The organism is Micromonospora sp. NPDC023737 (genome assembly GCF_040639715.1).
GTDB lineage: Bacteria > Actinomycetota > Actinomycetes > Mycobacteriales > Micromonosporaceae > Micromonospora.
Window position 1 is genome coordinate 277,603 of record NZ_JBFAAL010000008.1, and the last position, 19,102, is coordinate 296,704.

General features: G+C 67.3%; 17 protein-coding genes and 1 pseudogene. 11 read left to right on the top strand and 7 right to left on the bottom strand.

The window, feature by feature from the left end; translation table 11 throughout:
- Positions 1-22: 22 nt before the first annotated feature.
- The gene (locus AB0F98_RS19600) at positions 23-403 is read left to right on the top strand and encodes an MmcQ/YjbR family DNA-binding protein (RefSeq protein WP_357737167.1); all 381 of its coding nucleotides are present in this window, start codon (positions 23-25) and stop codon (positions 401-403) included.
- A 45-nt stretch (positions 404-448) separates the two neighbouring features.
- Positions 449-1,360, top strand: a complete 912-nt coding sequence (locus AB0F98_RS19605) for an NADP-dependent oxidoreductase (RefSeq protein ID WP_357737169.1) — start codon at positions 449-451, stop codon at positions 1,358-1,360.
- 243 nt (positions 1,361-1,603) lie between these two features.
- On the opposite strand, the pseudogene AB0F98_RS19610 reads toward AB0F98_RS19605, so the two are convergent.
- A pseudogene (locus AB0F98_RS19610) lies at positions 1,604-2,167 on the bottom strand (DDE-type integrase/transposase/recombinase); the annotation flags it as partial.
- A gap of 57 nt (positions 2,168-2,224) precedes the next feature.
- Here AB0F98_RS19610 and AB0F98_RS19615 point away from each other — a divergent pair.
- On the top strand, positions 2,225-2,914 hold the full coding sequence (locus tag AB0F98_RS19615) for a class I SAM-dependent methyltransferase (RefSeq protein WP_357737171.1): 690 nt from the start codon (positions 2,225-2,227) through the stop codon (positions 2,912-2,914).
- A gap of 375 nt (positions 2,915-3,289) precedes the next feature.
- Here AB0F98_RS19615 and yidD read toward each other — a convergent pair whose 3' ends face one another.
- Positions 3,290-3,679 (bottom strand): membrane protein insertion efficiency factor YidD, encoded by a 390-nt coding sequence (yidD, locus tag AB0F98_RS19620; RefSeq protein ID WP_357737173.1) that lies wholly within the window; start codon positions 3,677-3,679, stop codon positions 3,290-3,292.
- 467 nt (positions 3,680-4,146) lie between these two features.
- Between yidD and AB0F98_RS19625 the strand changes: the two genes are divergently transcribed.
- From AB0F98_RS19625 to AB0F98_RS19635, 3 genes are all read left to right on the top strand, one after another.
- Positions 4,147-4,575: a hypothetical protein gene (locus tag AB0F98_RS19625; protein ID WP_357737175.1), complete on the top strand. Its 429-nt coding sequence runs from the start codon at positions 4,147-4,149 to the stop codon at positions 4,573-4,575.
- 216 nt (positions 4,576-4,791) lie between these two features.
- Entirely contained in the window at positions 4,792-5,052 is a 261-nt protein-coding gene (locus tag AB0F98_RS19630) for a hypothetical protein (RefSeq protein ID WP_357737217.1), read from the top strand.
- 174 nt (positions 5,053-5,226) lie between these two features.
- Positions 5,227-6,807 carry a hypothetical protein gene (locus AB0F98_RS19635; protein WP_357737177.1) on the top strand — a complete coding sequence of 527 codons (1,581 nt, stop codon included), beginning with the start codon at positions 5,227-5,229 and terminating at the stop codon, positions 6,805-6,807.
- A 1,164-nt stretch (positions 6,808-7,971) separates the two neighbouring features.
- On the opposite strand, the gene AB0F98_RS19640 is transcribed toward AB0F98_RS19635, so the two are convergent.
- From AB0F98_RS19640 to AB0F98_RS19655, 4 genes are all read right to left on the bottom strand, one after another.
- Positions 7,972-8,775, bottom strand: a complete 804-nt coding sequence (locus tag AB0F98_RS19640; RefSeq protein ID WP_357737179.1) for a hypothetical protein — start codon at positions 8,773-8,775, stop codon at positions 7,972-7,974.
- A gap of 170 nt (positions 8,776-8,945) precedes the next feature.
- A complete protein-coding gene (locus tag AB0F98_RS19645; protein ID WP_357737181.1) occupies positions 8,946-9,530 on the bottom strand; it encodes a hypothetical protein in 585 nt (194 codons plus the stop codon).
- Positions 9,531-9,933: 403 nt separating this feature from the next.
- Positions 9,934-10,290, bottom strand: coding sequence for a hypothetical protein (locus tag AB0F98_RS19650; RefSeq protein ID WP_357737183.1), 357 nt, complete (start codon positions 10,288-10,290; stop codon positions 9,934-9,936).
- A gap of 377 nt (positions 10,291-10,667) precedes the next feature.
- Entirely contained in the window at positions 10,668-11,741 is a 1,074-nt protein-coding gene (locus AB0F98_RS19655) for a LuxR C-terminal-related transcriptional regulator (protein ID WP_357737185.1), read from the bottom strand.
- A 144-nt stretch (positions 11,742-11,885) separates the two neighbouring features.
- Here AB0F98_RS19655 and AB0F98_RS19660 point away from each other — a divergent pair, with 144 nt between their 5' ends.
- The 5 genes from AB0F98_RS19660 (at position 11,886) to AB0F98_RS19680 (ending at position 18,867) form a co-directional block, all read left to right on the top strand.
- On the top strand, positions 11,886-15,767 hold the full coding sequence (locus tag AB0F98_RS19660) for a S8 family serine peptidase (RefSeq protein ID WP_357737187.1): 3,882 nt from the start codon (positions 11,886-11,888) through the stop codon (positions 15,765-15,767).
- Positions 15,768-16,186: 419 nt separating this feature from the next.
- Complete coding sequence (locus AB0F98_RS19665; RefSeq protein ID WP_357737215.1) at positions 16,187-16,912, top strand: recombinase family protein; 726 nt, start codon at positions 16,187-16,189, stop codon at positions 16,910-16,912.
- 376 nt (positions 16,913-17,288) lie between these two features.
- On the top strand, positions 17,289-17,771 hold the full coding sequence (locus tag AB0F98_RS19670; protein WP_357737189.1) for a hypothetical protein: 483 nt from the start codon (positions 17,289-17,291) through the stop codon (positions 17,769-17,771).
- Between the two features lie 77 nt (positions 17,772-17,848).
- Positions 17,849-18,535, top strand: a complete 687-nt coding sequence (locus tag AB0F98_RS19675) for a hypothetical protein (protein ID WP_357737191.1) — start codon at positions 17,849-17,851, stop codon at positions 18,533-18,535.
- Positions 18,536-18,633: 98 nt separating this feature from the next.
- Positions 18,634-18,867 carry a hypothetical protein gene (locus AB0F98_RS19680; RefSeq protein ID WP_357737193.1) on the top strand — a complete coding sequence of 78 codons (234 nt, stop codon included), beginning with the start codon at positions 18,634-18,636 and terminating at the stop codon, positions 18,865-18,867.
- On the opposite strand, the gene AB0F98_RS19685 is transcribed toward AB0F98_RS19680, so the two are convergent.
- Positions 18,851-19,102: transposase (locus tag AB0F98_RS19685; RefSeq protein ID WP_357737195.1), on the bottom strand; the 252-nt coding region annotated here is incomplete at its 5' end. The genes AB0F98_RS19680 and AB0F98_RS19685 overlap by 17 nt on opposite strands.

The following is a 19,102-nucleotide window of genomic DNA, read 5'->3' on the forward strand; positions in this document are numbered from 1 at the left end:
TCGTAAGAGGAGTTGATCAGCTATGGATGGACACGAACTCCAGAAGGTCGCGAACGAGTACGCGACAGAGCTGCCGGACGTGACGTTCGAGCATCGTGTCGACCCGAATTGGGAGCTGTACAAGGTGGGCGGCAAGGTCTTCATGCTGATGACCGACATGCCGGGGCACCCCGTCGTGATCCTGAAGGCCGACCCGGACGAGGCCGTTGCGCTGCGCGAGCAGTACGCAGAGATCACGACCGGGTACCACATGGACAAGAAGCACTGGATCACGGCAGCAGGTGGTCCAAGCCTTGATAAGAACCTTGTGAAGGAATTCGTCACCGACTCGTACCGGCTCGTGGTCGACAAACTCCCGAAGTCCAAGCGGCCCGTGGACCCGGGCACGAACCCGGCCGCCTGAAACCCGAAACACGCACGGAACAGAATCAACACAGAAGGACAAATCATGATCGGACTCGGTGTTCGAGCCGCCAACGGCGCTCTGGAGATCCTCGACCTTCCGGACCCCCGTCAGCCTGACGCGGGCGAGCTCGTCCTGGAGGTGGTCGCGGCAGGGATCGGGCCGTGGGACGCCCTGCTTCACACGGGCGGATGGGACGTCGGCCTCGTCCCGCCCGCCGCTCTGGGCGTCGAAGCCGCCGGCCGCGTCATCGCGACCGGCCCGGACGAGACCGAATTCCGCACAGGAGACCTCGTGCTGGTCCACGAGGTGCCCCTGCCGGGCGGCAGTGGCACCTGGGCAGAGCGCGTCCTGGTCCGTTCCGCGCACGTCGCACGACTGCCCGAGAACCTGGCTCCGGAGATCGCGGCGGCACTCCCGGTCGCCGGGCTCACCGCCCAGCAGGCCCTCGACGAGCTCCACGTCGACGCCACCACCCGCCTGCTCGTCGTCGGAGCCTCCGGCCCCACCGCGTCACTGGCCGTGCAGCTCGCCCACCTGCGGGGCGCTGAGGTCGTCGCCGGCGCGAGGCCGGCCCGCGCCGATCAGCTCCGCGCCCTCGGCGCCAGCGAGGTCATCGACACCCACGCTGACGGTTGGGCGCAGAAGAGCGATCGCCGATTCGACGCCGTCCTCATCGCCGCGAAAGGCACCGCCGAGGACGCGATCGGACTGCTCACCGACGGAGGCCGCCTCACCTCCATCACCTCGGACGCACCCGACCCGATTCGCGGAATCACCACCTCGAACCTCTACGTACAGCCCGACGGACGTGCACTCGGCGAACTCGCGGCACTCGCCGCCTCCGGCGGACTGAGACTCGACGTCCAGACGACACCAATCAAGGACGGCGCCGCGATCGCTAACCAGGTCGCGGGAGGCCGCTCTGGTGGGGTCAAGCACATCCTCGAGTTCTGACGCCCGCAGCAGAAGGACGATGCAGACTACCCGAAATGACGGTTTTCGTCCGTCACATGGGCCAGAAATCCTCGTGACATAACGCTGTAAGAGAAGGGCGATGGCGCCGTCGCGTGTGGGATCGGCGGACGCGAGGGACTCGTGTCGGGTGCGCGGCCAGGTCGCCCGGGCGAGTTCGGTGAACGAAGCGGCGATCCGCAGAGCGGGCGGGGCGTCGATGGCAAGGTCGTCATGGCCGCGGCGTAGGTTCTGCGTGAAGGCGTGTCCGGCGATGACGACTTGTGCTGTCCTGTCCGTACGTAGCCAGCGCATCGGTCTCAACCTGTGTTTGAGCCGACTGTGATCGGCCTCAATCGGATTGTTGGCATACCCGCTCGACGTGGTACCACGTCTGCGGAATCAACTCGTCGAGCACGCTCGGGGAGACCGCTGCGGGCGTCGGTGACGACCTCGCTGGGCGTCACCTTCAACACCGACAGGGCCCGGCGGACGGCCCGCCGCGCCGCGTCGGCGTCGCGGCGGGTCCGAGACGAGCACCTCGATGACCTGGCCGTACCGGTCGACGGCCCGGTACACGTAGCGCCATACTCCATTGACCTTTACGTAGGCTTCGCCAACGTGCCACCTGTCGCCGGGTGAGTGCCGGCAGAAGCGAGCGGTGTCGGGGGTCGCCTTCGGCGACCCATCCGATGCCGTCCGCGTGGTCCTGGTCCTCAAGCACTCGACGACTCGATCGGTCCCGTCCCGTCCGGTCCCGTCCGCCCCGACGGCTCCCATGGGTGGCTCCCAGACTGTCGGCGAGCGCATGCCGCTGCCGGGCCGAAAGCGGTTGCGGATCCTGTGAGCGGCCGGGATTGTGCGTTGATGCTGACCGAGACCGGGTATCACAACGAACTCGGCGAGTTCTTCGCGCAGAACGCCAATGCCAGCCCGTACAACGCTTATACCGATCGGCCGGCGATGCTGGCGCTCGCTGGTGACGTCGCCGGCGCGAACATCCTCGATATCGGTTGCGGTGCCGGCCACTACGCAGCCGAACTGCTGGCGCGTGGCGCCCGGATGATCGGCATCGATGCAAGCGCTACCCTGCTTCGCCATGCTCACTCACGTGCCGCTCGGGCAGAGTTGCGCCTGCATGACTTGGAGCGGCCGTTGGACTTTGCCGCTGACGCATCTTTCGACGCTGTTGTCTGCGCCCTGGTCCTACACCATGTGACAAACCGGCGACAGATGTTCGCCGAGATGCGTCGTGTACTACGTCCCGCTGGCTGGCTCGTCATCTCGACTACTCACCCGACAGCTGACTGGCGATACTTCGGCGGCTCCTACTACGACGAGTCCTGGGTCGACCTGCCCCACGGGCCGGGCTCTCTTCACTTCCAGCGCATGACGCTGGAAACATTCCTCGGTGAATTCCTAGACGCCGGATTCATCCTGGAGAAGCTTGTCGAGCCACGACCGTGCGTCGAACTCCGAGAGGTCAACGAGGCCGCTCACGCCCGCCTAATTGAACGGCCATCCTTCCTCGCTGCGCGAATGCGGTCCGGAAACTAAGAACGGACGGCTCGCGCCCCACGTGCCCGTATGCCGTCAACGCTCAATGCCCTCCCCCAGTCTGCCCCCTCCCCCGAGTGGTGCCAAGGACTACGGCGGCCGGTCGGGGCCAACGGTGGCCGTAGGCCATCGGCGTGCCGACGCACAGCTCAGTCCTCGACCGCCAAACCTGGACGACCCGGCAGCAGTTGAGGACCGCGATTGTGACCTGGATCGAACGGACCTACCACCGCCGCTTACGCCAACGATCCCTGGGCCGACGAGGGCAATGCCGTCGACACAGCGTGAAGTTCAAGGTACCTTCCAAGTTGACAGTGGTCTATCGGATTCGACGAGGACCAGGCACAAGCCGTCAGAGCCGAACCAGCGGCGTTTTCATGCATGCCCGGCTGGCGGCGGCACCGGGTCGGGGGTGCCAAACGCGACGATTGGCCGGCATCGGATCAGCCGGCGGTGGATCATGCGGCAACCTCGCCGGACGCCGTATTGCTCGATTGCCGCTAACCCATACGCGCTGCACGTTGGCACGAACCTGCATCGTGCCGCTGTGCGCGACGAGATGTGCTGCCGATACCCCGTGACCAGGCCGATAGCCAGCCGGTGAGGGACGCTCGCAGACGGCGGCCATTCCGTCGATGCGCTGGCCATCGCCCCCCATACCGCACGGACGATTACCTCCGGCAACGACAACCAGGCAGCCAAGTCCGCCCTGCCGTCGGTGCAGGCGTAGCAGCATGCGCCACATGGCGGCTCCGCAACCGGCATGTCCCACCTCCGTGCCTCAGCGACTGTAGGTGATCATGCAGAATGGAGCGCGTCAAGGTTGTTCGGTTGAGCGTGGCAATACCGCCGTCGGGCATCTGAGGCTTTAGGTCTCCTCGATGAGTTACTAACTGAGTGACGACGGGCACGCGGCGGCGGACGTCTACGGATCCTGGTGAACTGTTGTAGCTGGCACGAGGCCATGGCCACCCAGGTCAGGAGGACGTGTTGGTTGCCTGGGGGTCAAGGTGTCTTCAGGGCGCACACGGGGCACCAGACAGCGTGAGACGTCGGCGATCAGCCATCAACGACGTGAGTCGAGGAGCGAGCGTGACCAGCGCGTCGACCAGGCCCCGGCAGGTCAGGCGAGAGGCCATCTAAGTTCCGCTTCAACTCACCAGCGTGGAACCGTCGCCCGGTGTCTCTGCCGTGCCCGCCTCGTCAGGTGAGGAGCGGTTAGCTTCTGAGTTGTGAAGACGACGGGTTGGCTGCGGGAGTTGCTAGATAGGGGTACTAGGGATCGTCGCGAGGTGTCTTCTGACGCCAAGCCCTTTGCACCGGAGTGCATGTCGCTGCTTGAGTTGGCCCGGTTGCTCGCTGGTCGGGTGTACAGCGAGAGAGTTGCCAGTGCGTATGTCGAGGTGGTGACCTTCGCGGCGGCTGACGAGATCGTGGCGATGCTGGACGTGATGCTGGAGGAGGACTGGATAGGTCTTCCGGTCTGGGCGCGAAACCTCGCGTTCCGGCTGGCCTGCCTCCAACGGCCGGAGGATGTCGAGTTGTTGCGTGTGGCGGCTAACGACCTACATGCCTTCGGTCCTGACTGGGACGGCATAGCTGCGGAACTTCGCCGTCGAGCAGACCGATTGGAGGCCGGGCAGGAAGAGAGCCTTCCCTGACTCTTCTGCTCCTGTTCGGTTGCCCTGGTGCTGCCCACAGCAACGGGGCGAGACGGGGATGGGTGCCGGGCGGACAGCCGCGGATTGCCGACCGAGGTCAGAGACAGACGCGGACCGGTCCGGACGGAGCGCCCAGGACTTACAAGCGAGAGGTCAGAGCGTTGGAGCTACGAGCTCTCGGCGGCAGGTCAAGCCTGGCTTCCTCGGCTGGATGCGATGAGCATTCTGCGGCCAGGCGACGAGAAGTTCCACTACGGCGACGGCTCCCACCGGTGGATTCCGCCGGACCCGGACTACGACCAGGAGATCTGGGACGAGCAGGTCCGCCAACACAAGCACGGCCACCTGCGCAATGAGCGTCCCAAGTGCGTATCCAGCGCCTCGTCTGATGCCAGCAGTACAGCAGCGAAGTACAGCAACGGTGCCAGCCGAACCGAGTCGAGAAGCGCCGCAGCAGGCCGTCTGACCTCGCAGTAGGCCCGATCCGACCCGCTCGCCGAGAGTTCACACCGAAGCCGTCAGTCCTGTGTCAAACCGGGCCAGCCCCATCTTGCTGGGCCACCCCAGTGAGCGGCGTGCTGCTAGTCTCCGCCGATCAACACCACCCTCTGGAGGCATGACATGCAGCGAACTGCTGCGCGCCAATGGTTGGTGGCCACGGGAATCGCCTTCACGCTCGTAGGACCGCTCGCAGCGCCGGCCCTCGCCGAGCCGACCCCGGCCACCAGCGCCTACCTCGGCGACGCCTTGCTGGCTCCTGGTAGCAGTGGCGACTACATTTCGATCAAGGTATATTCCGCGGAGCGAATGTCCAACGCGACCATCACTGTCCGGTACGACGCCTCGGACGTATCGGGTTTCGCCCAGCTAGTCGAGCACGACGAGGACGACTGGGAATGCCACGTCGCGGGCGATGTCGCTACCTGCAGTGCCGACTTCGTGGACCTCGATGAGTCGGGCGTTCCGGTCGGTTTCATCAGGCTCGTCCCCAAGGGCACGGCCGCCCCTGGCAACACCGGCAAGCTCAGGGTCACCGTCTCGGCGCAGGTCTCCGGTCAGAACTCCGAGCAGGCGGCCAAAAGCTCTACCGAGGGCCAGGTGACCGTGGGTGAGGGCGTTGACGTCGTGGCTGAGCGCTCCGCCGGCGTGAGCGCACCGACCGGAGCCTCCTTCACCCAGCTATACGGGGTGCGGAACGTCGGCGATAAGACCGCCCACGGAGTTGTCGCCGAGTTCCGGAGCGGGTTCGGGATTGAGGCGGGTGGCAGATTCGCCAACTGCCGGTACGACGGCGACACGCTCCGGATCTGCACGTTCGACGAGGATCTGTTGCCGGGCAAGGGCTACGGCGCGTCCGTTCCGCTGAAACTGCGGCCCGACACGATGGCTCCTGGCTTGCAACTCGTCGAAGTCACCTGGATGACACCCGCTCAGTGGGACCTGCGAAAGGCCTTCCTTGAGCGAAACGGCCACGAGAACCTGGTAGGCCAACCCGGTAGCGGCTCCGAGTTGGATCTAGTGGAAGGATCTACCAGCGCCGCCCGGTCTCGAATGCAGAGCGTGCCTCAGGTGGACATAGCTCCAGTCGGCAACTTGGCCTCCAGCTACGTCAAGGTCTCCGGCAACCTCAAGGCCGATGTCGCTGCAGTGGGAGACACGGCTGCGGGCAGCGGAGGGGTCCTCGTCGACGTGACCGTGGGTACGACCAACAAAGGGCCCGCAACGATCAACGAGTCGTTCGGGCACGTTGATTTCACGGTCCCGCGCGGTGCTTCGGTGACCAAGGCCGCGGCAGCCTGTGCGCCGGTCGTCGACGGGGAGTGGCTTCTGGAGAAGAAGGGCGAACCCGGCTATACCCGTTACCTCTGTTTCAACGAGTGGTTCCTACCGGTCGGCGGGCAGTCGCTTTATTCGTTCACCCTGCGTATCGACACCGAGGTGCCGAACTCGAAGGGGAAGGTGGAGCTCCTCCTCGAAGGAACTGGGGCGACGCCGCAGACCGACGGAGACCCCGCCAACAACATCGCCTACGTCGTACTGAACGAGAGCGAGGCCAGCGCACCCACCACCGCGCCGGGCGCCCCGGGAAATGGCGGCAGCGATGACGAACCCGGGCTTCCGGTGACCGGTGTCGGCGTGGCCGGCATCGCTGGCGCTGCGATCGTACTGCTGGCCGCCGGCGCCGGGCTGCTTCTGATGGTCCGCCGCCGTAGGGTCAGGTTCACCGTCTGAACGACAGGGTCCTGAGGCTGGCGGGGAGCGTCCCGCCGGCCTCAGTGGTCCCGCCGACTGTGGCAACTACTGCCCGTCGAAGGCGGTCGTGTTGTGGGGTCTTGGGGTCCAGAGGTCCGGTCTGGATGAGTGTCGGGTGTAGCAGCGCTTGCTAGTCGTCCGAACGGATACCTTCAGCCGTACCTGATGCGTCACACCACTCTATGGCTGGCCGCGCCCCTTCTGTTGCGGCTCGCAGGTCAACGTCTCGGGTGGGAGCGGCGGCCGGTCCGGCCGCGCAATCCGCATCTATGGACAACGGCGCCAAAGACCAAGATCGCAGTGGCCGTGAGCCAGGAGGCTGGAGTGTTGGAAGGCACGACCGGCCTGGCTCACGTCGCCACGAGGATGCCGTGCTGCGCAGAGCGGCGGCGTAGACGACGCACACGTAGCCGAAGGCGGCGGCCACGCCAGCCGCACGCCGATCAGCACCGCCGAGCTGGTGACCAGTCCGATGCAGCCGAGCGGGTTGCGGGCCAGCGCGTAGGCGCCGAACCGTGCTGGGGCGTGTGTAGTCCGGTCAGGCCGAGTGCCGTGGCGATGACCGCGGCGGCGAGGAGAAGGTGTCCGGCTCGCCGGGCGTAACCCGGCAGTGCTGTGCTGTGTTCGAGGTCCTCGTCGGCTCCGGCGAGGGTGGGGCCCCAGCAGTAGTGCGGCCAACAGCGGCGCGAGTGCGACCACGGGGACGCGGGCAGCGGACCCGTCGCAAGTAGTCGAGGGTGAAGCACTGGTGGTCGGTGACACCACCGTTGGGGGTGTCGTGGATCTCGGTGACGTTGCCGGCGCTGTCGTACTCGTAGTTGTAGTTGGCCGCTTCCGATTTGAGTTCGGGGGACAATGTTGGTGCTGGTCAGGCGGCAGATGGGTTCGCCGATGGTCGATGTGACGGCCACGCGCTCGCCATGTTCGCCGAGTAGGCGTTGGGTGAGCCGGCCGAGCTTGTTGTAGGCCACCTCGTGAACGTAGATCTGCGACGCAGACAGCAGGCCGCCGGCGTCGTCGACGTCGATGTAGCCGATGATCAGCTTCTCCGACGGGAGGTCGGCGGCGGGCATGGTGACCTGGAAGGGCTGGCCGATCGGCCGGTAGGCCGTGGTAGTCGTAGTCGTATAGGCACGGTCGTCGTCACGGCGCAGGCTCGGGTGTACGGCCGATCCGTCCGCGTAGCAGGGCCACGGCCACGCCGATGATCCAGACGATGGCCAGGAGCCGGAACAACGGCTCCAGTTTGATCAGCGGTGACCAGAGGATCGACACGCATGCCACAGCGATGAGCGAGCCGGCGACGAGCCCGTAGCGGAACACCCAGCGCGTCGGCGTACCGGACCGCAGAGCGCCCGTGGAGGCTGACCGTATCAGCACGGCGGTGCCAAGCAGATGCAAGGCACCGCCACAGATCAGCGCGGCCCGGCCGAGCCCGGACAGCGCGGCGTCCGAAGCGGACGCGGCCACGACGGTGAGCAGAACGGAGACCATGACCGACAGCCCGAGGAACCCTGCCGCAGCGACGGCGCCCCCGTACACGGCCCGGCCGAAAGCACGTAGCCGGCGGCCGAACAGCAACAGCGCCATGGCGGCCACCACTTGCAGGCCGGACTGCACACCGACCGCGAGCCCGTTGGTCGAGTAGAAGTCGCGCAGTTGCGCTGCGGAGGCGCTGGGCAGGTACAGCGTCTTGCCGACGGCGAGCGCGCCCCCAGCGACGAGGGAGGCGACCAACGCGGCGGTGAAGACGAAGCCCCACCAGCCGGAGCGCCGATGTTCGAGACCGTTCACACCGTCGATGCTGCTCGGCACGGGCCGCCCGGGCATCCGTCCGGGAGCGGCTCTTCGGATACCTCGGGGAACGTAGCCCAGGCCCGGCTGGTACGCGGACACCACCAGTTGCGGCCAGTCGCAAGCGCCGAGCTTCACCATGGCCCGGCTCACGTGCGTGCCGTCACCGCGCCGTGATCGCAATTCCCGGCTGGAGTATCAGCCGCAACTCGTGATGTGTCTCTGAGGTGGATACCCCGCTCTCGAAAAGATCATGGGGTCCACAGCATTCGCCTCGACCGCGGGCTCGCTGGTTGACCTGCATATCAGGACCTGCGTGACGCTCAGGAGTCTGCTGGTACGCCGGCTTCTAGTTGGCCGATCATTGGGGCGAGGAGTTCGTTGAGTTCCCGAGCCAGCACGATCACGGCCCTACGCGCGGCGGACGACACGGATTCGTCCGGACCGTCAGGAGCCGGAGGCAGCTCATCGAGGGGAACCGGGGCTTCCACCTGCAGCGTCGCACGGAGATGTGGGCTGCGCGTCAGGTCCTGGTCCGAGGGTGTCGTGTACTGGCCAAACAATTGCGGCCAGTCACGCCAACCACGGTCACGCTGCCACTGCTTGGTCCACGTGAGTTCAGCGGGCCACCGCGAGATCACCGATACGGCGCAAGTCATACTCCCGTCCCACCGGCTCGGCGTACAGGTCGCGGAGATGATCCGCCTGTGCCAGCGAACGTAGCCAGGTGACAGCTCGATAGCCAGTCGCCAGGCTGTGGCAGCGAAGGTAACGGGCGCAATGTCGCCCCACGTGTCGGCAAACTCATCGGTACGCCTCAGCACCTCGGCCTCGTAGCGACCGCGCCCGTCTGCGCCGCGCTCACGGTCGTAGTGCTCATCGAGCCAGAAGGCGCGGGGTTCAGGCATCCTCATCTCCGTCCGAGACAGTGGTTCATCACGTCTTCCTCACCATGGCGGTCTATCACAAACCCACACGGCGGTCGGCCCCGCACAGCCAGTTTGTAAGGACGAAGATCGCGTCTAGTGGGCCCAGGAGGGCAAGAGAGGCGCGACCGTTCGTACCCCGTAGTGACCGTCCGGGGAACCAGCTACTGGCACGTGGACGGCACGGCAACCTACGCAGTACAAGATCAGAAGGGTTGCTCCGCCGACCTGGGCACACGGCGGTCTAGCAGCGGAAACGCCTCTCGACATCTCGCACCACTCCCCCGCCGTCAGTGGGCCTCTTGCGGACCAGATGCGAACTGCCCACCTGTCTGGGCGCTGGCATCAGCCGACGGGATGCTTACGTAGTCGCCCGGATTGCAGGTCAGGCGGAAGAGCTGGCGGGTTCACTTCGCGCAGATACCGGCGACGGCGTGCCGCTCACGCAACTCTCGAGGAACAACCTCTCGCCTTCTTTCAGCAAGGCGACTTCCTCGGCGTAGTCCTTGACGTGGGGCGCGTCGTGGCCGTTGGGGCCACCGTAGAGCTGTTGGTAGGCGTCAGAGCACTGTTCCCGGTCGCCGGAGGCTCCCGGGCTCGTCACGGCATGCAGTTCAACTCCATGCTGGGCCATCGTGCGCAGGTACTCCATCTGCTCCTCATGCGAGGCACTGCTGCTGCACGCGGTGAGAGGTGCCGCGAGGGACAGCGACAGGGTCACCGCCGCGAAGCGCTTCTCCATGGGCGCGGAGTGTATCAACCACCCTTGATGTCCTGGGGGAAGCAGCTGGGCGCCCGCCAGGAGCCGCGAACCTACGGCCTTGTTAGGAAACATCGCGGATGGGCTGGTCGGGTGGCGCCGCTCTTGGTCAACCCGTCCGTCGTTGTCGGGCCGTGTCAGCGCTTCCAGGCCGTCTTGGCTGTACGGCTGACTGTACGGTCGGTGGGCGAATCCGATGCGCTGATTTCGACGGCCTCCGGAAACCGAGCATCGGTACGCCCCGCTCTCTCGTGTGAACCTCCCGCCGCCGGCACGTGCAAGCAAGATTGTTTGCGGGGACCATCCGACCTCGCCGTCCCAGAAAGGGTCAGCCGCCGCGCTGCCAGGCTATGACCGGGCTACCCGCCGATCATGTCTGCGAACTGGTCGGCGCGGTGTTCGACCTGGCCGAGATCATCCGGCACGTCGTCGAGCCAGCCCCGTTGCTGCGCCCTGAGCGCGATCTGGAACCGGGTGCGTGCCCCGAGGAGAGCGCCGACATCGCTCACCGTCTGTTGGACGGTGCGCCGGCTGAGTCCGAGGGCCCGGGCGATCGCGTCGTCCTTCATGCCGAGTGCCATGAAGCGCAGCACCTGCAGCATCCGAGGGTCGGGCGCCGGCCTCAGATCGGGGTCCGGCGGAGCGACGGGCCCAGCCTCGCTCCACGGCTGGCCGTGCTCCCACAGCTCCTCGAAGAGGACCCGCAGCACGCGCAGGAGCGGCCGCGCGTAGACGAGCAGCGAGCCGGCCGCGGGATCGTCCGGCTTGAGCGACATGATCGCAGCTGTGTCGTCGAACATGACCATCTTCATCGGCAGACCGTTGCTCAGCCGGATCTGACCGCCGAGGTTGCCGCCCTCCCGCGCGGTCCGCAGCGAGAGTTCGTCGTCGAAGCTGCCGCTGTCGTAGACGGAGCGGAAGCGCACGCCGCGGGCCATGGCCTCGCCCTGCGCGCCCATCCGCTCCGGCAACTGCTCTGTGGGAGCGACGTACGGCGGCATGACCAGATGCAGGACCTCACGCTGAGCCGAGCGCAGGTGGTGCTCATAGCGAGCATTGAGGCGCTGCGGGCTGTCGAGCACCTCGAACTGGTCTCTGATGAAACGGCGGTCGACGGTCTCGGTGTACACCTCGTGCAGCCGTTCGGCCTGGAGTCGGACGTTTGCGAGCTGGGCGCTGCGGCGGGCGAGCAGCGACTCGATCGCGGCGCGGGGTGGGTTCGCACTCCACCGCGCGGGGCTCAGGCTCACCCGCACGGCGAGCAGTTCGTCGCTCAACGTCCGCAGTGCGAGGGCGACGCCGCGCGATGGAAGGCCGAGCGCTTCCGCGATCTCGGCCGGCGTCGACTCCGGGTGCGCGACGAGGTGCTCGAGGACCTGACCCGCGGCGGGCGGCAAGCCGGCGCCGGACCACCAGGTCGTCGGCTCGTCCACCGGGACCCTCCTCCGCGCGGCACTTCACACTTGCGCAACTGCCCGGAGTCGCACCCCTCGATGCCTTGTGGCGGAAGTCTACGACCCCGACGGTTCTTCTATGTCGGGTGCGTTCCACCCGACTCCGCATACCGAAGGAGCACGATGTCCGGGAGTTCTACGAGGACGGTCTCCGTCCTCGCCTCCTTCCTGCTCGTGGGTGCTCTCGGCGCCGTCGGCGTGGCGCCGGCCAGCGCCTCCCCCGCACCCGGAGTTCCCGTAGCCGGCGACGATCCGGCCGCCCACCATCGCACACTGGACGACGGGTCGAAGGTGACCTGGTACGACGACGGCACCGCCACCGTCACCGATTCCAAGGGCGCACAGCGCCCGTTCGTGGTGCCACCCGTCACGGGCATGAGCGGCTACGGCACGACGTACAGCCCCACGATCGAGACCATCGAGGCCCGGGCCGCAGCTCAGACCTACCAGGTCGGCTCCGGTGCCGTCGGCATCGGCACGATGAACACTTCGGTCCGCCTGCCTGAGAAGGTCGCAAAGGGTGCCCAGGCGCGCGCGAAGGCCGCGACTGCGACCGAGGTCGTCGGCGTACCCACCAACGACGCGCTCACCAGTTCCTTCTCGTCCTGGCTCAACGCACAGGGCGTCAACGCGGTCGGTGCCTTCGTCGACGCGAAGCGCCACCTGAACGCACTGCCCGGCGCGGGCCAGATCATCACCAACGTCTCGATCGGTGACGTCAACGACGACACCACCATCGTCCGGGACGGCCAGCGCTACCTCGACATTCCGTCGATGCCGCTCATCCCGACGTACACCGCCGACGACGGCGGTTCCCTCGACCCCATGGGTACCACGGAGGGCCAGGATCCGGCGCTCGGCGAGGTGCTGCTCGACTTCTCGATGATGGCGCCGCTTCCTCACGACCAGCAGCGACCGGAGGCGCTCGGCGAGGGCGCGACCGACCTGCTCGGCATCGCGCCCGGCGCGGACTACCGTCTCGTCGTCGCCGAGGAGGCCACGTTCGAGGGCATCAACCAGGCGTTCATCGCCGCGGCCAACCAGAACCCGCGGCCGACCGTCATCACCGCGAGCCTCGGCGCCGGCACCGACACCAACCTCGGCTTCCCCGGCCGCTGGATCGAGGACATCCCAGAGATCCGCGAGACCCTGCGCAAGATCGTCGCCTCCGGCATCGTCGTCGTGGTCAGCTCCAACGACGGCACCCGGCTGGCTCTGCCCGTCTCCGTCGGCCCGGACGGCGGCAGCACGCCGACCGAGCGCACCAAGAACAAGGCCGACCAGACGGACCTCGACGACATCGCGCCCACCACGGTCCCGACCAAGGTCACCGACACAGGCGTGATCGCCGCGGGCTCGACGACGGTGGACGACACGCTGACGAGCCCGGACGTCCGCAAGGGGGTCTGGCCGACGACCCGCTACAACGGCGCCGCCGCATACGCCTCGGGCTTCGGGTCCCGGATCGACCTGTCCGCCCCCGGAGACAACCTGCCCGCGTTCTTCCACGCGCAGAGCCAGGGCCCCCAGGCCGTCGGCCTGCAGCTCGGCGGCGGCACGTCCGCCTCGGCGCCGATGATCGCCGCCGCCGCCGCGGTGGTCCTGCAGGCGGGTAAGGCGACCGGCACCGGCCTCACCCCAAAGCAGGTCCGCCAGATCCTCATCGACACGGCCCGCCCGGTTGCCACCCCACAGCAGGCCGACCAGGAGCTAAACGTCGGTCCGCAGATCGACGTCACCCGGGCCTTCGAGAAGGTACTCTCGCGCGGCTTCCCTATCGCCCGCACCGCCGCCCGGCTCTCGATCGCCGAGCGTCAGGTCATCCCGAGCCTGCAGGGCATGTCGTTCGAGGAGGACACCAACCCCGACGCGATCGACCTGGCCGGCCCCACCGGGGGCAACGGCGACAAGACCGGACAGAACATGGTCTCCCCGATCACCTTCGGGATGGACCTCACCGGTGACACCAGAGGCCTGACCTACCAGCTCGTCGTCGGCAACCGCACCTTCCCGACGGCGGCGCCGAGCATCCGGGTTCTGCCGAAGGAGCTCTTCGACGCCGCCGGCCTCTCGATGACATCGGGCTCGCCGCAGCGCATCGACGTACGCTTCCAGGCACTCGGCAAGGTCAAGGGCAGGACGGCGGTCGTCGCAGAGCTGTCGCGGACGCTCACGTTCCTGCCCTCCGACGGAACCTACGAGCAGGCCCTGCCTCCGACGGCCCCCGGCAAGGTGGCGCTCGGCGAGCCGGTGGCGGTCTCCTACGACCTGACCGGCGTCCGCGGCGTCAGCAACCCGCGCCTGGTCGTCTCCAGCGTCGGGCACTACACCCCGTCGGCCGGGGTCGACATCTTCAACGAGGCCTGGAGCACGCCGCTCACCGAGACCAAGGGCACCGTCACCGTCCCCGCCTCCGCGTTCGCCCCTGGCGGCGGCGGCCTCTACGGCGTCGGCCTCCAGACCGCCACGCTCGGCGGTTACCTGAAGGTGTGGGGAGACTTCCGGGCCTTCCTCGTCGGCCCCGGCGCCGACCAGCGACCCGCCCCGATCACCTTCGGACCCAACGTCCACGCCGCTGCGGTGCGCCGTGGCGACGCGCGCGTCCCCGTGAGCTGGAACGTGCGCGACGTCAAGGGCGCGACCGGCGCGGCCATCGAGGTCATGGCGCCGGCCCCGACCCTGGCCGGTACGCTCAACACGGCGACCAACCAGAACGGCACCAAACGCGACGACGACGGCTTCAACCACGCCTCAACGGTGTGGCGTAAGCTGCCGACGACCAACGGAACCACCGCGCTCGACCTCGACACGCTGGACCTGACGACCGGGCTGCAGTACCCGGTTCGCGTCATCGCCACGAAGGACGGCCGGCCGATCGGCCAGGCCTCGGCCACCTCGTTCCTGCAGTACGACGACGGCGACCGCATCGACGGCGCGGTCGAGGGCTTCGTGGTCGACGGCGGCAAGGCCTACATCTCGGCCGACACGTTCGACGGGATCGACCTGGTCGACTCCGCCACGGTGCCGTACGACCTCGCCTCCGGCACGCTCGGTGCGAAGATCAACCACAGCGCCCCGGGCTCCCACATGCAGCTCATCAAGGGCATCGACCCCGCGAGCGGGCACGCCTTGGTGCTGCATCGCCCGTTGAGCGGCACGGAAGCCGAGGTCCGGGTCATCGACCTGGCCACTGACACCGTGGTGAAGTCGACGCAGGTCAACAGCCTGCCCGGCCTCACCGTCGGACAAAGCTACCTCGACGGCGGGACGGTCGACCGGGCTCGAGGACGCGGCTACATCGAGGTGTACGACGGCCCGCAGGGCTACAGCCTGCTCTACACCATCGACATGGCCACCGGTGACGCCACCGGACCGCTGATCCTCAACCCGAACAACCGCGGCAGGACGTTCTCGAACCTGACCGTCGACTCCTCCACCGGCACGGTCTTCGCGACCACCGTCGGCACGGCAGGTCCCTGCCTCGCGGGCCGCGCGGGATACTGGATGGTCAAGGTGGACGTCGCCGCGCAGACGGTCAGCCCGGCCACGACAATGCCGCTGTGCACGGCGGCTGTGGCGCCCGACGGGAAGGGCGACAAGCTGTACGTCTCTGTCGGGGCCCACCAGTCGTACGGCGGCAGCTTCCCGCTCAGCTCTTTCCTGACCATGGACCAGGCCACGATCACCAAGGGTCCCGAGAAGGCCATCGACACCCGCGGCCCCGAGTGGCTGACCTATGACGGCACCCACCACGTGCTGGTCCAGACCAGCCTCTACGAGGCCAACCGCGAGACGGACAACAACCCGATGAGCGAGGTGACGCTCATCGACCCCGACACTGGGGTGGTCCTGTCGCGCAAGCCGATGGTCAACCTGGTCAACTCCACTATCGGCGCGTCCAACTTCGAGTTCACCGCGCGCCAGGGTCTCTACCTCGACCCGACCACCCGCACGGGGTACGTCGTCGACGCGTGGGCCGGCGGGTTGTCGAGGTTCACCTACTGAGGCACCGCTGACCAACTGAGGCACCCTGGCCCGTCCACCCTTACGGACGGGCCAGGGTCCTCGGTGCTCGCAGCGCAATCCGCGGCCCCGGGTCGTGAAACCGGGCGCAGCTTGAGAACGTGAGGTTCGCCAGAGCGTGCGGTACGTCGCGTCGCGGAAGACGTCCGGAAGCTTGTCAGACCCATCTGCCCCATGTCGGGCCAACACTCGCGGCGCCGCGGACTCGTACCGGCGACGCTCACGCGCGACTGGGCATACCCGCCAAGTCCTGACACACCGACCGGCCAGGGGAACTGTCGCGCGTCTCCGGCAAGTGGCTGCCGGAGGGCCAGCACCTCGGTGGCGTCCCGCCGTACGGGCACATACTCAAAGACCTCGGGCCGCATCCGAACCCGGCCACGGCGGCCGACAGGGAACGTCTGCGTGAGCTCACCCCCCACCCACCACCCGCGCCCGTCGTACGACGCATCTTCGACATGTACCTCGCCGGCTACCGTATGGTCGCCATCGCCGAAGCCCTCTCCCCCGACGGCATCCCGCGCCCCTCGGCATACGACCGCACCCGCGACCGGCATCGCGACGGGCTGCACAGCATCTACCCTTGGGTTTCGCACTGTCGCGATCATGCCTGGCTACCTTCGCACGGGGGCTTTGTGAGTAAGACGTGCTTTGTCGAGTTCAATGGCTCGGGCTTCTGGGCGCTCAGCGACAGCCTTGCTGTCCTGCTTGGTCAGGCCGTAGTGGTGGCTGAGGAGATGGCGGTTGATTGGCACTCGGCGGCCTTTGAAGACGTGGTCGACCAACTTCGTGTGAGTGCGCTCGTGACGGACCTTGGCCTACTTGTCGCCGAGGACTGGTGCGGTGATCGACTCGATCTGCTCATCCAGCTGATCGAGGAGGCAAACCGGCGACTGGGTGAGCGTGGGCGTGTGACAGCATCCGAGGTGAGAGGCTGGACGGCGCTTGGCGACGACGTGATCGAGCTGCGGCGCGACACGATGGATACGGCGCCGGTGGTTGAGCTTGGGCAAGGCATGTTGCAGTTAATCCGAGTGCATCTTCCGCCCGCCCCAGAGGGGACGTGGTGGTTCTACGGCGTGGAAGGTGGCCGTCAGACCATCGTCATGCGGAACGTGGAGAGCTGACCCGACTTGCAGGTCGCCTCGCCCGTCGCCTGGCCACGCCCCTGTCTAGGTGCCGGAACCTCAGTTTGGAAGAGCGTGCTCAAGCGGTCGTGATGCCCGATACGCCGGGTCGTGCCAGGTGACTGGGTTGCGTTTCGTGTCCGCTCGTGCCCGCTCATCCTCCCCGTTACTGGCCCATCAATGGCCCGCCGGCTAGGCCCTGTCCTGCCGATCAATGCCGGCCTGCGTCGGGTCCAGCCGACGACCGGCTGGGTTCTCAGTTCGTCCGGATACAACACCGGTATCCGGACGAACCTCTGCCTTGCCGGGCCGCCACCTGGATCCCGCCTCGGCTCGACATGATCGACAGGACACGGCCTAGGCCGACCGGCCGAAAGTGGTCGTTGTCGTCGTGCCGAAGCCGGACGAGGCCGACCGGCTGATCGACCAGCTGAACGAGAACCACCACCGGGAGGGCCTGACGACCCACGAGGACGTCGTCGCATTCCAACAACTCGCCGCACTCGGCGTCCCGGCCGGCGCTGTCGCGCAGCGGGCCGCCCGACCGAAGGCCAACGTCGAGGCGGCCCTGGCCGTCGCCGGCAGCGAGGTGGCCCGCAAGTCCACCGAGCAGTGGGACTTCCTCGACTTGGAGCAGGCCGCCGCCATCGCCGAGTTCGAGGGCGATGACCAAGCTGTGCAAACCCTCCTCCTGGCAGCCCAGAGGGGCGGGTTCAACCACCAGTTGCAGCGGCGGCGCGACGACCGGGAGTCCAAGCGGCAGCACGAGGCGCTGGTCGCCCAGCTCGCCGAGGCCGGTATCAAGGCCGTCGAGAGCCGCCGACGCAGGACGCCAAGCGCGCGGCGCTGGAGTACCTGAAGAACGGCCGGACGAAGGTCACTGCTGACAACCACCGGGACTGCAAGGGCCACGCCGCGTTCGTCACCCACAAGTGGGTGAACGAGGACGGCAAGCGCGGCTACGTCTGGGTGGCCGAGTGCGCCTGCACCAACTACCCGAAGTACGGGCACACCCACCGGTACCCGCCGGGCACCGCGGTCAGCTACAGCGACCGGAAGAAGCTCGAAGACATGGACCCGGACGAGGCCGAGGCCGCCCGCGCGGAACGCCGCGACGTCCGGGAGTCAAACAAGGCGTGGGACAGCGCCTTGAAGGTCCGCCAGGCCTGGTTGAAGGAGTCTGCCGCCCGCAAGACGCCACCGAAGTCCGCCGCGGTGTTCATCGCTAAGGCACTCGGCTCTGCGACCACCAGATCCGCAGCGCAATGGAGGGCAGCCACAAGCTCGCCCGCGACCTGTTCGGTGTCGAACACGAGACGTACAGCTCCGAACCTGCCCCCGGACGCGGACACCGCCACCGTCGACCAGTTCTTCACCGACCTCATCGCGCTGTTCGAGTCCGACCTCCGTCAACGCCGGTCGCACGGCCAGCACTCCTGGCGGCGCACCCAGCAAAGGCGGATTCGACCCGCGCCGCTACGCGGTCGTGGCACTGGACGACGCGGCATCCCGCGAGTTCGTCACCATTCACCACTACTCCCGCTCGTACCCCTCGGCCTCGCTCCGATACGGGCTGGTCGACGGGGACCAGGTGGTCGCCGTCGACCGCACCTGGATCCGTAGGCGTTACTGTTTGATCTCAGGCTGAGACATACACCCTTCGGGCCGGTCTTGCGAGCGGCACTGTTGCGGTTTCACCCACCCCTGCCATACTCTCCGGCATGATGGCGTCACTCATCGCCGTAGGTGGTGCGATCATCGCGGCGGTCATCGGGGCGTGGGCTGTCTTGTATGCGCGCCGACCGCGACGGGCGGATGTGGAAGCGGTCGACGCCATGTCTGTGGATGCCGGGCGCCGGCATGATCTGGATGTCGTGCGCCGGCACGACGAGGACGCCAGGGCCCTGGCGGCCGAGTTCCTAGGGCCTGTCCTGTCGATCATGGAAGCCAGATGATGGCGGCGATCAGGACCAGGCTGGCTCGGTAGAGAGATGCGCGTTTGGCGTAGCGGGTGGCCAGGTCGCGCCACTGCTTGAGGCGGTTGAAGCAGCGTTCCACGACGTTGCGCTTGCGGTAGATCGCCTTGTCGAAGGCCGGTGGCCTGCCGCCGGCGCTGCCCTTGCCGGCCCTGCGGGCGACCTGGTCGGAGCGTTCTGGGATGACGTGCCTGATCCCGCGTTGGCGCAGAGC

Bases quoted from the DNA above. Each gene is read 5' to 3' on its own strand.
- AB0F98_RS19600 (WP_357737167.1), top strand. From the start codon at position 23: ATGGATGGACACGAACTCCAGAAGGTCGCGAACGAGTACGCGACAGAG.
- AB0F98_RS19605 (WP_357737169.1), top strand. From the start codon at position 449: ATGATCGGACTCGGTGTTCGAGCCGCCAACGGCGCTCTGGAGATCCTC.
- AB0F98_RS19615 (WP_357737171.1), top strand. From the start codon at position 2,225: ATGCTGACCGAGACCGGGTATCACAACGAACTCGGCGAGTTCTTCGCG.
- yidD (WP_357737173.1), bottom strand. From the start codon at position 3,679: ATGCCGGTTGCGGAGCCGCCATGTGGCGCATGCTGCTACGCCTGCACC.
- AB0F98_RS19630 (WP_357737217.1), top strand. From the start codon at position 4,792: ATGAGCATTCTGCGGCCAGGCGACGAGAAGTTCCACTACGGCGACGGC.
- AB0F98_RS19645 (WP_357737181.1), bottom strand. From the start codon at position 9,530: ATGCCTGAACCCCGCGCCTTCTGGCTCGATGAGCACTACGACCGTGAG.
- AB0F98_RS19650 (WP_357737183.1), bottom strand. From the start codon at position 10,290: ATGGAGAAGCGCTTCGCGGCGGTGACCCTGTCGCTGTCCCTCGCGGCA.
- AB0F98_RS19660 (WP_357737187.1), top strand. From the start codon at position 11,886: ATGTCCGGGAGTTCTACGAGGACGGTCTCCGTCCTCGCCTCCTTCCTG.
- AB0F98_RS19680 (WP_357737193.1), top strand. From the start codon at position 18,634: ATGATGGCGTCACTCATCGCCGTAGGTGGTGCGATCATCGCGGCGGTC.